This window comes from Marinibactrum halimedae (assembly GCF_021234875.1).
Lineage (GTDB): Bacteria > Pseudomonadota > Gammaproteobacteria > Pseudomonadales > Cellvibrionaceae > Marinibactrum > Marinibactrum halimedae.
Map to the genome: position 1 here is coordinate 33,889 of NZ_JAJQVM010000001.1, position 14,495 is coordinate 48,383.

At 43.1% G+C, this 14,495-nt stretch carries 11 protein-coding genes and 1 CRISPR repeat array (1 of these 12 running past the window's edge); of the genes, 5 read left to right on the forward strand and 6 right to left on the reverse strand.

The features are described 5' to 3' along the window. Positions 1 to 942: direct repeats of the CRISPR family, unit length 28 nt; unit sequence GTGCACTGCCGAATAGGCAGCTAAGAAA; it begins 1,426 nt to the left of the window's first position. 237 nt (positions 943 to 1,179) lie between these two features. Together LU351_RS00130 and LU351_RS00135 are read left to right on the forward strand one after the other, a co-directional pair. Beyond that, entirely contained in the window at positions 1,180 to 1,800 is a 621-nt protein-coding gene (locus LU351_RS00130; protein WP_232591966.1) for an AHH domain-containing protein, read from the forward strand. After that, a complete protein-coding gene (locus tag LU351_RS00135) occupies positions 1,797 to 2,378 on the forward strand; it encodes a hypothetical protein (RefSeq protein WP_232591967.1) in 582 nt (193 codons plus the stop codon). Before LU351_RS00130 ends, LU351_RS00135 begins: the two co-directional genes overlap by 4 nt. A gap of 321 nt (positions 2,379 to 2,699) precedes the next feature. Here LU351_RS00135 and LU351_RS00140 read toward each other — a convergent pair whose 3' ends face one another. Both LU351_RS00140 and LU351_RS00145 read right to left on the reverse strand, forming a co-directional pair. Then, positions 2,700 to 3,302, reverse strand: a complete 603-nt coding sequence (locus tag LU351_RS00140) for a hypothetical protein (protein WP_232591968.1) — start codon at positions 3,300 to 3,302, stop codon at positions 2,700 to 2,702. Beyond that, a complete protein-coding gene (locus LU351_RS00145; RefSeq protein WP_232591969.1) occupies positions 3,302 to 3,907 on the reverse strand; it encodes an AHH domain-containing protein in 606 nt (201 codons plus the stop codon). The genes LU351_RS00140 and LU351_RS00145 overlap by 1 nt, the downstream gene beginning before the upstream one ends. Positions 3,908 to 4,234: 327 nt before the next feature. Here LU351_RS00145 and LU351_RS00150 point away from each other — a divergent pair, with 327 nt between their 5' ends. Next, the gene (locus LU351_RS00150; RefSeq protein ID WP_232591970.1) at positions 4,235 to 4,408 is read left to right on the forward strand and encodes a hypothetical protein; all 174 of its coding nucleotides are present in this window, start codon (positions 4,235 to 4,237) and stop codon (positions 4,406 to 4,408) included. A 693-nt stretch (positions 4,409 to 5,101) separates the two neighbouring features. On the opposite strand, the gene LU351_RS00155 is transcribed toward LU351_RS00150, so the two are convergent. Together LU351_RS00155 and LU351_RS00160 are read right to left on the reverse strand one after the other, a co-directional pair. Further along, positions 5,102 to 6,394, reverse strand: a complete 1,293-nt coding sequence (locus LU351_RS00155; protein WP_269783212.1) for an aspartate aminotransferase type Ic — start codon at positions 6,392 to 6,394, stop codon at positions 5,102 to 5,104. Positions 6,395 to 6,523: 129 nt separating this feature from the next. Further along, positions 6,524 to 7,132 (reverse strand): YceI family protein, encoded by a 609-nt coding sequence (locus LU351_RS00160; RefSeq protein WP_232591971.1) that lies wholly within the window; start codon positions 7,130 to 7,132, stop codon positions 6,524 to 6,526. A gap of 621 nt (positions 7,133 to 7,753) precedes the next feature. Between LU351_RS00160 and LU351_RS00165 the strand changes: the two genes are divergently transcribed. After that, complete coding sequence (locus LU351_RS00165; protein ID WP_232591972.1) at positions 7,754 to 9,682, forward strand: alkaline phosphatase PhoX; 1,929 nt, start codon at positions 7,754 to 7,756, stop codon at positions 9,680 to 9,682. Between the two features lie 120 nt (positions 9,683 to 9,802). Continuing rightward, positions 9,803 to 11,530: a hypothetical protein gene (locus tag LU351_RS00170; protein ID WP_232591973.1), complete on the forward strand. Its 1,728-nt coding sequence runs from the start codon at positions 9,803 to 9,805 to the stop codon at positions 11,528 to 11,530. A 127-nt stretch (positions 11,531 to 11,657) separates the two neighbouring features. Here LU351_RS00170 and LU351_RS00175 read toward each other — a convergent pair whose 3' ends face one another. After that, positions 11,658 to 12,836: an acetyl-CoA C-acyltransferase gene (locus LU351_RS00175; RefSeq protein WP_232591974.1), complete on the reverse strand. Its 1,179-nt coding sequence runs from the start codon at positions 12,834 to 12,836 to the stop codon at positions 11,658 to 11,660. Positions 12,837 to 13,507: 671 nt separating this feature from the next. Beyond that, positions 13,508 to 14,491 carry an FtsH protease activity modulator HflK gene (gene hflK / locus LU351_RS00180; RefSeq protein WP_232591975.1) on the reverse strand — a complete coding sequence of 328 codons (984 nt, stop codon included), beginning with the start codon at positions 14,489 to 14,491 and terminating at the stop codon, positions 13,508 to 13,510. Positions 14,492 to 14,495 lie beyond the last annotated feature (4 nt).

The following is a 14,495-nucleotide window of genomic DNA, read 5'->3' on the forward strand; positions in this document are numbered from 1 at the left end:
GCCTTACCGTAACTGTGCACTGCCGAATAGGCAGCTAAGAAACATGGTTTGGTTGATGGGGATGAGCTTGTTTAGTGCACTGCCGAATAGGCAGCTAAGAAAGAGGACGCCAATAATCACTACTCTAATTGGTTGTGCACTGCCGAATAGGCAGCTAAGAAATCCGGAGAGGGCAACGAAAACGCGTATTGGGGGTGCACTGCCGAATAGGCAGCTAAGAAAAAAGGCGATGTGCCGGTACTCGGCATTAATACGTGCACTGCCGAATAGGCAGCTAAGAAACAATTTGCAACGGCAAGGCTGCCGCCAGCTGCGTGCACTGCCGAATAGGCAGCTAAGAAATTGTACTCCAAGCTGATAAGCCATACTGATCAGTGCACTGCCGAATAGGCAGCTAAGAAATGATATCGATGCTGACCCACAGCCAGTGGTAGGTGCACTGCCGAATAGGCAGCTAAGAAAATTGATGGCATTCCCTCTCCGTTAAGCCATTTGTGCACTGCCGAATAGGCAGCTAAGAAAACATTGAATAGTCACCTGCTTAGTTGACTAAAGTGCACTGCCGAATAGGCAGCTAAGAAAAGTCCGAATAAACTCTATATCAGAAACCATTTGTGCACTGCCGAATAGGCAGCTAAGAAAAGTTGCACATCAAAGTTAACAATCATAGCCGTGTGCACTGCCGAATAGGCAGCTAAGAAAATTGCCCTCTCGTGATAACACTCGACACTCAAGTGCACTGCCGAATAGGCAGCTAAGAAAGTCAAAGTATCAATCCGAAACGGTGACACATCGTGCACTGCCGAATAGGCAGCTAAGAAAATTTCCCTATATTCAGACTCTTTGGCTTTTAAGTGCACTGCCGAATAGGCAGCTAAGAAAGGATTGCATGGTGACTGAAAGTTTATGGTTTTGTGCACTGCCGAATAGGCAGCTAAGAAAAAAAGTGAACTGCCGAACTTCGACCACGGTGTCGCCAGTGGATTACGACCAAGGTGCGACCTTGGATGCGGTATGCTTTATAAGCCTGCGTGAGGCTCGTCACACATTTATAATTTTGGCATCTCTTTATTTGCATATGCATGTATGTCATCGTTGATGCGATAAAAAATTATACAATAGCTGCCAGATTTAAAAACAATCAATTATGAATGCTCCTCATCATTTAAGGATCAAAATATGTTGCCTCACCATGGTATGCCAATTGAAAAGCCGTATGTATTTAAAAGCCTAACAGAGCGTGCCATTGATAAATTTGTTGGTATTGAAAAGCCCACGGCTGCCGATCTGAATATGCTAAAAGTGACTGGTCAGGTCGAAGCCGGAGTACAGGAGCTACTAGGGTACGTTCATGATGGATACAGCAATAAGTCCCGAACAGAGCTAGAAGAGGAAGTGCATAACTCTCAAAAGCTGGGGGCAAGAATGGCAGTCGCTGGCGACACAAAACCTCACTCACTATGTCACGCTCATGCTATTATATCTGGCGGACACCCACTGGCTGCAACTTTGCGTGGTATCCTTGCCAAATACAAAATACGCATTGATGATTCTGATAACGGGTGCTGGTTGCCGGAAAATACAGAAGCTAAACGAATAATGGGAAGCGCTGCCGTACCACATAGCCGTATTCATCGTAAAAACTATTACAGATGGATGGATACCTATATCAGATTGCCGATAACTAAAGATGAAAGTCATTGCCGATTTCAACTGATTATGATTAAAAGCCGTTTACTTAATATGGTAAGTTTACCAGACTATGTTATGTTGCCAGCAGGAGCAAAAATTACATCATGATTTATCGTATTCACCCCATAACCCAAAAATATTTATGTTTACACATTGAAGGGAAAGAAGCTCGTAAAGCTTTGGGTGAAGATACAGATTTTAATATCGATCCAAGTCCTATTTCTTATAGTGAAGGCTGGCAATCGATGAATGTTACATTCTTTGACGATGGCAGTGGTGCGGATACAATCCCGGATATTTCTATGCGCGTTGGTAAGTTATTTTTGAGCTTACGTGCATATGAGGGATTGAAGGACGCGCTAATTTCTTATGGTGAATTTTTACCTGTTACTTATGATGATAAAAACGGGTATATATTTAATTGCCTAACTTTGGCTGAGCAGCATGGTGCGATCAATAAAGAACGCAGTATGCACGATCCGTTAAATGATCGCTTTTCTATTGTGTTTGATGAAGAAAAACTATCAGACATCAATATGTTTCGTTGTGAAATAGATTTAGATGGTTTTTTTGTTTCCTCTAAGATCAAAGAAATTGTTGAGCGTAAACAGCTCACAGGGATCATATTTTCAGAAGATATTGGCCATCCATTCCCACCAAATGCCGATATGAAACGGGAACATTAATCCCAAGTCTCATTTAAGGCTTGGGAGGTTGTGTAAGTTTGTTACTTTGTAAACTTAGCGGCGGCGTGTGTTGTTGCCGTAGTGTTTCTGTCTCGTAATATCAAATCTATTCACGATTATTGTCGTGATCGTTGCGCACATTGTCTAATAGCTGGTCGGGTATCGTAAAGCCGCGCGTTATGATTTCTTATGCGATCCTACACATTTAGTGTTACTGAGATCGTGCACTGCCGAATAGGCAGATAAGAAATTGACAGGTACGTCTTTTCCCAACCTTTAATAAATTCGCTATAATAATACTAAAGGAGACATAAATTGAGCCTAACTTTTTAGGAGCTTTTCTGAATATTTCGCAGAAAATGGGTCACCCAAATCTTCAGTAAAATACACACCCTTCAATTGATTTTCTTCAATTAATTCTTTGACCTCCAACTGGATAAATGAATTTATATAACTATCGAATTTTGTTTTAAAGATTTTGAATTCTCTTACACGATCTTCATAAAAAACGATACTTTTTCGGTTTCCATATTCATCCTTCAAACTCAGTGATTGGTTGAGACCCTCTACACTTTCTGCAACTTGTAAAGGGTTAAATATATAGCCCTCCGTATTGCTATAAATGACGGGCAAAAATTCACCATCATCTTTTATCACGTTGTGCAGAATATCGTAAGCTTTTTGATTTAAGAACAACCGTCCATAGTGTTCTGTAATATCTGGCATCACATCACCATGATATTCTGTGTTTTCGCATAGAAAATTCACCATTAAAGGGCGTTTAAGAGTTAATGCTATAGGCTTTGGAGAAAAATTCACATCAAAATGGTTTCTTAACGATCCAAAGTCTTCAAACATTTGCTCTTTATCAAATTCTACTTTTCGATATTGATCACTGTCAGCGTATATAGAATAAAGCGTCATTAATTACTCACTTCATAACCAAGGTCTAATAAAATATCTGGCCGAACATTACCCTGTTGTAAACAGGTGCGAATTATTTTCAATTTAAGAACCAAGTCATTTAATGTAGGGGTCATTGTAAAGTTAATATTATCTTCTAACCATCGATAATACGTTTTGCGATGTATTCTACTATGCGGTATTGCATTTTTAAGCCACTCTGGCATTTTGGATCGTGCAGCCGTATTTCTAGGTAACCAACAGCCATTTCTTGGATCATCAATTCTTACTGCTAGCCATGCCAAAACAGCACGTAACACCGCAGCCTCACTGTGAGCACCAGAAACAATTGCATGACAATGGCATTCCGGATGTGGCCTAGTGTCACCCTCAGCTGTCATAAATGCTGCCAGTTTACTGGAACAATGCTTTTCATCTAACCGTTCCCTCTCTGTCATTGACAGTGCACCTATCCGATATTGCTCTAAACCGTTTTCAATATCGCTCTGTACCTTAATAAGATTTAAATCAGAAGCTTTAGGATTTTCAATTTGAACAAAAGCTTCTATTGCACGATCGATACGGGTCATTTCATATATTTTCAATGTGCTACTAGGAATAGCCATGGCATCTCCTGATGCTTATAAGGGTTAAGTTATTATCCAAATAATCGCATCTATAAAGTTAACGAGTGTACGATATTTTAACTTCTCATTCTCTGTAGAGGACAATAATTATTGAATCCATGGCGTAAGCCTAAATCTAGCGCCGTGATAGCGAATTTTCGGTGACATCGTTTTCATCAAAAGAGCTTTTCTATCTGTAAATTTATAATATATGATCTCTGTAGGGGACAATAATTCCTGAAACACACTGTTGGCAAGGCCTACAGGAGTGAGCGAACGCTTTCATACGGTACACTAAAGTGACCAAACCAAACGTGTAACCGGTAAATGAAAGACGTTCGCTCACTGACCCACAAGCTTAAGCCCCTATTGGGCTGGCATCAATCCTGCGCCGAATGTTTGGCGCATCTCATGATTAATCTCATTATCTCTGGAAGTGTCAATCTCGCGGTATTGGCCGAATACATGGGAGGAACCGCTCAAATTGCTTCTAACCACTAACGCTTGAAACGCTTTTTTAAAAATAACGACCTCTGTTTGAATTAAATTGCCAGAATCATTGTTTCTTGGATGGCCCCTCATGATGTCTGGGTCTTGTGTCTGGACCGGATGAACTGGAAACAACACGGGGTGTTCATTGGCGTATCCGTATTCCCAATAATACGAAAGTACCTAACCAACATCAAAATAGAACACTTCTTGCCATACGCTTTTTTTCAAAGTTATAAAGGGCGCGGTTTTAGTTTGATGCACTGATTTTTAAAAAATGTATTCTGAATCGACTTGTATGAGTATATTCATAACACTTTTTTTAAATTGGTAATGACGGAATATTACAACAAATTACAACTCATGACAGAATGTGATACCAAGTGTTGAGCTTGGTAAATTGAAGTCAATTTTCTACGAAGTTATCTCACAAATATACTGGTAATACGCGGATGATTATTAGCTTAAGCATCGGGACCAGCAATACAAAATCCTGTGTTTGCCGGACATTTAGGCTACTAATAAATCGAGTACGGGCTGTGACGTCTTTGATGAAAAAATCTGTCCCAAAGGGGGAATATTTTTCCCTTCTATTTTATGTTTACTATAGCGGTCGTTCTTTCAATCTTTTTTTTGGGCTTTTTTGGGGCGAAAGAAGCGACCGCTAAATTGGGTAATGGAGGAAAGCGTTATCCCTCCATTTTTTTAACCGAGCTGTTGTTCAACTGTGGCTAATTGCACACAAGTGACGAAGATGGCCATAGCCGCATCCACTTCGTCCATTGTGGGAACACTCGGCGCAATGCGAATGTTTTTGTCTTCTGGGTCTTTCCCGTAGGGGAAGGTGGCCCCCGCTGGGGTTAATTTCACGCCGGCTTCGGCGGCTAAAGTAACCACTTTTGAAGCCAAACCCGGTTGGGTATCAAAAGAAATAAAATAGCCGCCTTCGACAGATTCCCATGCGCCTAGGGTGTTATCTCCAAACGCTTCATTCAAGTGTTTCAACACGCATTCAAAACGGGGTTGCAGAATTTCTGCATGTTTCTTCATGTGAGCTTTTAACGCATCCACAGTTGGGAACAGTTTGGCATGGCGCAGTTGGTTGACTTTGTCCGGCCCAATGGTGCCGATACCCAATAATTTTTTGAATGTGGCTAAGTTCGCTGTGCTGGCATTCAAAAAGGCCACACCGGCACCGGCGTGAGAAATTTTAGAAGTAGAACAAAATTGCAGAATGCTGTCTTCGGTGCCAGCCGCTTCTGCCAAGCTCATGATGTTGGCCAACGTTTTGGGTGTGTCGGTTAAATCGTGAACGATGTAAGCGTTATCCCAAAAGACTTTGAAGTTCGGGCCGGCAATTTTGGCTAACTCGGCAATGCGTTTGACGGTGTCATCGCTGTAAACCACACCGGTCGGGTTTGAATACTTCGGTACACACCAGATGCCTTTAATTTGGCTGTCGGCTTTGATCATGGCTTCTACTTGATCCATGTCTGGGCCGGTGGCAGTCATGGGTACGGTCACCATTTCGATACCAAAGGTTTCGCAAATACTGAAGTGGCGGTCATAGCCGGGGACGGGGCATAAAAACTTCACTGTCGTTTCTTTGTTCCAGGCCGATTCTGGGCCATTGAAACCAAAAACATGAGCTTGCATAACGGCTTGGAACATCAGTGCCAAGCTGGCGTTACCGCCGACTAAAATTTGCTCTGGTTTAACATCAAGAATCTCTGCTCCTAATGCTTTTAATTCGCTGATACCGTCAATGCCGCCGTAATTGCGAGCATCAGTGCCGTTTGCAGTGGTGTAATCGCCATTTAAAATGCCGTCTAAGGCATCGGATAAATCCAATTGTTCAGAAGATGGCTTACCACGGGTCAAATCCAGTTTCAGACCTTTGTCTTTGTGCGCTTGGTATTCAGTGGTTAAGGCTGAAGCCAGCGCTTGGAGTTGATCGGAAGAGAGAGAGGAAAGTTGAGAGAGTGCATCAGATTGCAAGGTGAGTACCTCGATAAAAAGTGATACCGCAATGCGCGGAAGTCAAACCAGAGTCAGTTAAATCCACCCCGATTATAGTCAGGATGGACACATTTTTTTAGCGTTTTTCCCTATTTTAGCGTTTCTCTGTTAATGGGCTTTGGTTGGGGAGGGGGCGAATAAAAGTGAAAAACTCACCGGTACAGAATGACTAATCGCGGGTAAGCCGGCAATCTCGCGTAACTTTTCAATGCCAGCCACTAGGTCGAAACCGCTAGCATTAACAATAGTGGGCTGTGTCGCGCTCACCATAATCTGTCCATCATTAAGTGTGGCGACGGCTAACTCCAACGTAATCGACTGTTCTTGTCCGTGCAGTTGCAGTTGAGCGGGTACGCTTGCGGTGACATAAGCAGCGGATTTCGATTTTTTTAAGACGCCCGATACATCGGCCACGATCTTGGCTTTGGGGAATTTTGCGGTTTCAAAAAGGAATTTCTGCATACGTTCATCACGAATGGGAATGGCGCTATCAATAGAAATTAAGTCAATTTCGATGATTGCAGCGCCCTTAGCGGTCACTTGCCCTTTGATTGATGAAAATTTATGCACTTCGGCAATATTGCCTGCTTTTGTGGAGACAAATGTAAGTGCAGACTGGTTGCTCACTAAAGCCCAGTCGGCCCACGCCAAATTAGAAAGCAATGCACTCAGTAGAATAATACCGCTACAAATTGTGGAAGCGCGCTTTTTTTGCATAATAAATAACCCCTTCTTAACCCCTGTTTTGAAAGTAAAGCCCCCTGCTCAGACACCTTAGCCATGGGGTATTTCACTTATTTTATCGAAATTTTAACACTTTCGTCGATGCACAGTACGCATGTTGATTCATGGTACGCACGGTGTGTTGCTGTGGGTTTTATTTCTATGTGATTTGGTTTTTCAGGGTAAGTAGAGCATTAACGGGGTGTACGACACAAAACCACATATTAGCCCTTAGTCTAGGTGGCTAGATGACAGGTGTATTTTATTGGTTTAAGGATGGCGCATAAATGATTGTTTTGTAAGGAGAAAATAATTATTACTTTGAATTGTAATAAAAAGTAAAAAAATATGACATTTCAAGTTAATTGAAGTGTCATGGAGGATTGTTACTTTCGCGACCGATTGCACAGCAACTAAAGAATATGTTCGAACACCAAGTGAATTAACAAGTTGGTACTTGAGCATCGATACAAATAAATAATTTGGGGCGATCGGCTTTTGTGTCTTAGGGAACAAGTCAATTCCGCTGCATACGCCTGCATCCGTGAAAGATCAATCTTCATTTTTCTTTTTATATTCATTCTCGATTTATCACAATAAAAGCCTGGAGGAGATATGTTTTTTAAACAGTTGGAGTTGTCGTTAGCCGTGCGCCGCGCCATGGTCGTTCTTGTTCCCGTATTGAGTTTGATTGCTTGTAGTGGTGATGATGGAAATGATGGTGCCACCGGTGTTGCGGGCACGCCTGGTGTAGATGGCGAAGCAGGAACGGATGGCGCTGATGGTTCTTTAATGGCAAAAGGTCTTATGCGCTTGGCTACCGTGCCATTAGGTGCGGAAGTGACCGGCCTGTACTTAACCGAAGATGGCGATTTATTTTTTAACGCGCAACACCCTGATACATCTAATGAAATGGAAGATGCAGATGGAAAACTGCACAACAAAGGCACAATCGGTGTGCTCAGTGGTGTGAATCTTCATCAATTGCCGAGAAACCCTATCTCTTTACCGGTTCCAGAGTCGGACGAAGAAAAGCAGCTTATTCACAGTGCCTACGGCACTTATCAAGTTATTGCACAACAAGATGATTTATTCACCAGTGCCCCTGAAGGTTTGGGCGCGATTACCTCTGCCGATGGTTTATACGAGTTTGCTTCTGTCGATATGGTGGATTTCAATGCTTACATTCCGACCAGTGCCACCACCGGTTATTTATTTACTAACTGGGAGTATTTTCCTGGTGGAATGAGCCGCATTGAATTAACCAAAAACCCGTCTACCTATCAATGGGAAGTGGGTGATGCTGAGATGTTAGATTTTGGCGCTTACGGCACTATTGCAAACTGTTTCGGTTCCGTATCGCCTTGGGGAACACCGTTGACCTCCGAAGAGTGGGGAAATGCCGGTAACGATACCGAAGTCTGGAATAACCCTGCGCCTGCAGACAGTGACTTGCGCAAAGTGCGTGCGCGTATGCCTTTGGCAAAATATATTGATTCGAATGTTGATATTGATGATCAAGCGACCATAACGACGTTCCCGAATACCTATCGTTACCACTATATTGTTGAAATTACCAACCCAACGATGGCCAATCCTGTTCCGGTTAAGCATTATACGATGGGACGTTATGAGCACGAAAATGCCATCGTAATGCCGGATCAAAAAACCGTGTATTTATCTCAAGATAATACCGATGGTGTGTTCTTTAAATTTGTTGCAGACGTTGCGGGTGATTTAAGCGCAGGGATATTGTATGCCGCGAAATTAACTCAAGATGCGGGCAGTAATGAGCCGGCGACCACAGGCTTTGATATCCAGTGGATTGAACTTGCGCATGGCGATAATGCGACCATTGAAGCTTGGATTGCTCAATACGATGCCATTGGTTTAGACGATTATGTGGATGGCAAAAGCAGTTACCTGACGGATGCGGATGCCATTGCTTGGGCAAACGAAGATCCAAATTACCCGTCGGCGGATATGGTATACGCCGATGCTGAAACAGCAGGGTATGAAGGTGCCGATGTGTATGGCGGTGCGGTCACCGCAGGTGCTCCAATGGATAACCGAATTGCTTTCTTGGAGTCTCGCAGAGCGGCACGCGCAAAAGGCGCTACTGCCGAATGGCGTAAATTTGAAGGTATTTATGTCAACCAAAAACGCGCAGAAGAAGCGGTAAGTGGTGTTGATTTAATTCCTGATGAAGTAGTAGATGAGGCTTATGTCTATTTCGCTATCTCTGACATCGATAATGGCATGATCGACGATGAAGGGGATATTCAATTATCTTCAAGAGTACAAGAGTGCGGTGGTGTTTACCGTATGAAGTTGGAAGCGGGTTACGATGTGGCGAGAATTGAACCTGTCTTGATGGGGGCGACTTATCGTTCGTCACTGGATGGTGCAGCACGTTGCGATGTAAACGCCTTATCTCAACCTGATAATGTGATTGTTGCTGACGATGGCCGCATTATTATTGGTGAAGATGGTGGTCAAACCAATAATACTTTGTGGATGTATGATCCTTCAGAAAATAATTAATCTGCATTGTGGATTAATAAGGTAATGATTTTTAATATGAGTCATTACCGAATTAAAAAGGGTGCATTTCGTGCATCCTTTTTTGTTTTTAAGTCATTTAATAAACATAGAGATAAAAAAATGCTCAGTAATCATGGGTTAAAGAAGTGGTTCATCATTTGGTTAGGAATTTTCTCCATGATAGGGTGTTCAGATGATGGCAATATCGCCGTCAATGGCGAGGGTGATTCTAGTTCCATTCAATCTAGTTCCTCTCAATCTGATGACATACCGGAGGGGGCGCGAAGTATTGATGAAATTGCTGCGTTAGAGTGGGTAGAGCATGGAGAAGTTTACAACCCAGAAGCCCCCATTCCTTCACAGTGTTACACCAAAACCGATGGTGTCTCTAACCCGTGTTATGTTTGTCATCAGAGTTATCCTGCAAGTAATAATCACAGTAATAAAATGAATGATGGCTTCCTTCAGGGCCAATATATATTTTCAGACTTTGGTGTTAAAAATCGATGGGTGAATCTTTTTAAAGATCGAACGGATTTTATTGATTCTATCTCTGATGAGAAAATTTTAGAGTACGTTAATGCCGATAATTACTCGTCATTAATTTCATGGATGAATTCAAAAAACTGGAAAGGCGAGGTGCCTTATATTAAAGATTTGCAAGAGGGAGCTTTGGCGTTTGATGAGTGGGGGTTGGCGCTGGATGGATCGCGCTGGGTCGCTTTTAATTATAAACCATTGCCCAGTACTTTTTGGCCAACAAATGGCTCTACGGATGATGTCATGATTCGTTTGCCCAACGCTTTTTCTGAAGTAGACGGCGCTTTTTCGAAAGATCTCTACTTTGCCAACTTGAGCTTGCTTGAGATGAATATTAAGGGCATGGATGAAATGAGCACGCCACCGCTCAATGAAGCCGCTATGAATATTGATATTGATCAGGATGGTGTTTTGAGTGTGTCGGCCACTCGAATTATTCGCGGTGATTATTATCTTGGTGATGCTGCGAGTATTCCACTTGTGCACATGCTTTACCCTAAAGATACGGAGTTCTTACATACGGTTCGTTATTTGGGTGTGGAAGAGAATGGGCGGATCGTTAATTCAAAACGAATGAAAGAAGTGCGTTATTTGCAAAAGCGTAAGTTTATGGACCCTAAGCACATCAACAGCGTAACTTACAATGAACGTAAGGAAAAACATTTTGAAAAATTACCGATGGTTTCTGACTACGGTGATAATGGAATGAGTAATAAAAATGGTTGGATGGTTTGGGGATTTATTGAAGATGCTCAAGGGGAGCTTCGTAAACAACATCATGAAGAACAAATGTTTTGTATGGGGTGCCATAAAAGTATTGGGGCCAATATTGATCATACCTTCTCTTTTCCGCGAAAACTCACTGGTGCAGCGGGTTGGGGTTACATTGATTTAACGAAGTTAACAGATGTTCCAAATGTCGGTGAATCTGAGGGTGAGTATCTCACTTATTTAGAGCGAGTTGGTGGCGGTGATGAATTTCGTCAGAATGCAGAAATGCTGGAACGGTGGTTTGACTCGGCAGGTGAAGTGAAAAAAGACGAGGTTAAGCGTTTAAACAATATCTATGAATTAATTGCTCCATCGGTCGACCGTGCTTTATCGCTTAATAAAGCGTATCTGGCCATTGTAAAAGAGCAGAGTTATTTATACGGTCGAGACACTGTGATGAAGCCGGCCACAAACGTTTTAAAAGATATCGATCGAGAAACTGTGCCGCTGTTACCTGAAAACCGTCACCAATACGATATGCGTTTGGATTGGTCTCAACAAGAAGTGCCTTCTTCTCAATACAGTTATTCTCATTGAGCCAATATCGTTATTCTTATAGAGCCAATACTGTTATTCTTATTAAGAGTGTTGGATAAGGCCTCCATCACGGTCGCACATAAAAAAACCGCCAAAAATGGCGGTTTTTTTATTCTGTGAGAAAAACTTAAACGCGCTCAATGGCAAGTGAGATGCCTTCACCACCACCAATACACAAGCTCGCAACGCCTTTAGATTTACCATAGGTTTCTAACGCTGCAAGAAGGGTAACCGCAACACGAGCCCCTGAAGCACCTAATGGGTGACCCAGCGCACAAGCACCGCCATGTACATTGACTTTATCATGGGGAATGTCCAGCTCATGCATAGCTGCCATGGTGACTACCGCAAAGGCTTCGTTAATTTCGTATAAATCCACTTCCGAGGCCGCCCAACCGGCGCCTTCCAATACTTTTTTCATGGCGCCACAGGGGGCGGTCGTAAACCACTCTGGCTCATGAGAGTGTTCCGCTTCGGCACGAATAATAGCTAACGGCTTTACACCACGCGCTTCGGCGTCTGACTTGCGCATTAGAACCAGAGCAGCGGCACCGTCTGAAATGGAAGACGCATTGGCGGCGGTGACGGTGCCGTCTTTGCGAAATGCGGGGCGCAGGCTTGGAATTTTATCTGGGCGTGCGTTACCGGGTTGCTCATCAGTATCGACAACGGTATCGCCTTTGCGACTGGAAATGGTAAACGGGGTAATTTCTCGCTTGAAGTGGCCGTCTTCAATGGCTTTATTGGCACGGGCTAAAGACTCGATAGCAAAGGCGTCTTGAGACTCGCGGCTAAAGCTGTATTTGTCGGCGGTATTTTCTGCGAAGGTGCCCATTAGTTCTCCAGAGTAGGCATCTTGTAAGCCATCGAAGAACATATGGTCAGTGACTTCACCATGGCCAAGACGATAACCGCCACGGGCTTTGGTGAGCATGTATGGGGCATTAGTCATGCTTTCCATACCGCCGGCGATGACGACATGACTTTTACCGGTCGCTAAGGCATCACAGGCCATATGGATGGTTTTCATACCTGAGCCACACACTTTATTGACGGTAGTGGCAGAAACACTGTTCGGTAAGCCAGCAGCTAAGGCGGCTTGTCGTGCAGGCGCTTGGCCTGTTGCAGCGGGCAGTACACAACCCATTAATACTTGGTCGACATCTTCAGGCTTGAGTCCAGATTCTTCTAGTGCCGCTTTGATTGCTGTCGCACCAAGTTCTGGTGCAGTGACGTTACTGAAAACACCCTGCATTCCACCCATCGCTGTACGCGCTATACCCACTATGACAATTGGATCACTCATATCAATCAACTCCGAAGTATTTTAAATGCCAACAATCTGTAATTGCAGGCGGTTGCTATGGTTTTCGCTGTTATTGTCGGCTATGCCGGTATGGCAGGCGCCACTTTTAATATGCGTAATTTCTCGTTTGTTTTTCCTGTCATAAGTATTTCAAATACTCTTATTTTTTAACAGGTTATAGGGTTATCCTTTTATAGTGTTATCCATTCAGCCATAAATTTGTGTAAAGGTATCGGTTAAAGACACCAAAACACGGTTACTGCTTCTACAGTTTATGCTTCTACGGTTTGTAGTTATGGTTTGTAGTTATGGTTTGTAGTTATGGTTTGTAGTTACGGTTTATTCCTACCGTTTATTATTTCTTGAGTTCTCGTATTCAAACGTTCCCAACATACTTTTCCTGTGAGTATACCCAACTCTTTCCTGTAGATACTAATACCGCCGGATGACAAGCAAAGGTTAGCACCTGATGTTTTTTGTCTGGCGCCCAATTCAGAAAATGAAGAGAAAATCGAGCTTCTACGGCTATAAAAGAAGTTGGATAAATATCACAGCAGTGTATATAGACACAATTGGCATATTAAGCCAGTGATAAAGGGTGATGAGAGAAGATAGGGAGCGGTGGAAGGTGGAGAATGTTTAATCACGTGCCAATTGGTTGGTGTGATTACTTAATCGGTGTGATTGCTGCCGATTTTGATACCGCCCGTATTGATACCGTTTGTGTTGATACCGTTTGTATTGATATTGATATCTTTATTGCTCTTGCCGGTACTGACAACGGTTATTTTAGATTGTCCCAGTAATTTCTCTATATTAGCAAGATAAAGGCGGGTGTCATTCAAATTGGGTGCATTTAAGTATGAGGCTAATCGTGTACGAAAGCGTTCGTCATCCCCTTTGGCGATTTCGATCACTTCACCTGCCTTTGCTTGTGCGCTAACCGTAATTTGATTTGCTTTACTACGAGCGTGAGCTAGCTGTGTGCTTCTTTCACCCTTGGCAATTTGAATACTTTTTTGTTTTTCGGTGCGGGCGACAGTGACATTATCGTAGGCCTTTTTTATGCTTTTAGGAGGGTCTAGGCGACGAATTTGTACAGAAGTAATTCGCAGCCCTAAAGAGAGACCGTCTGCTTGTGCTTGAAGTTGGTATTTTAGTTTGTTTTGAAAGCGATTCCTTTCAGTGGTTAACAAAGGGTCGAATGCGGTCGCCCCGATAATATTGACGGTATTGGCGCGTGCAATTTTTTCCAATAGGGTCTCTGTTTCTTTGGAGGTCGAGTAAAATAGTCCTGGTTGTCCTACCGCGTATTGTACTTCGATAGAGGTATCGCTTAAATTCCCGTCGCCGGTTGTCAGCTCCGGCTGACGGTATTTGGCTGTATCCTCGGAAAAATCAATGACCATAGAGCGTAGCATCGCAGCGGGGAATTTTTTTTCTTCTTCTAGGGGCCATGGTAGCCGATAGTGCATACCAGGGTTCACATTGTCGTTGACGATTTTACCAAGTCGAGTAACGATGGCTCGCTGTTCCGGCCCGACGGAATAAAAACCACTCATGACATAGAGTGCTGGGATAATGCACGCGGCTAATATTAAACCTTTTTGTTGATAGGCTTGATAAACGGTTACGATGTCGTCAGTCAGTCTCATGGTA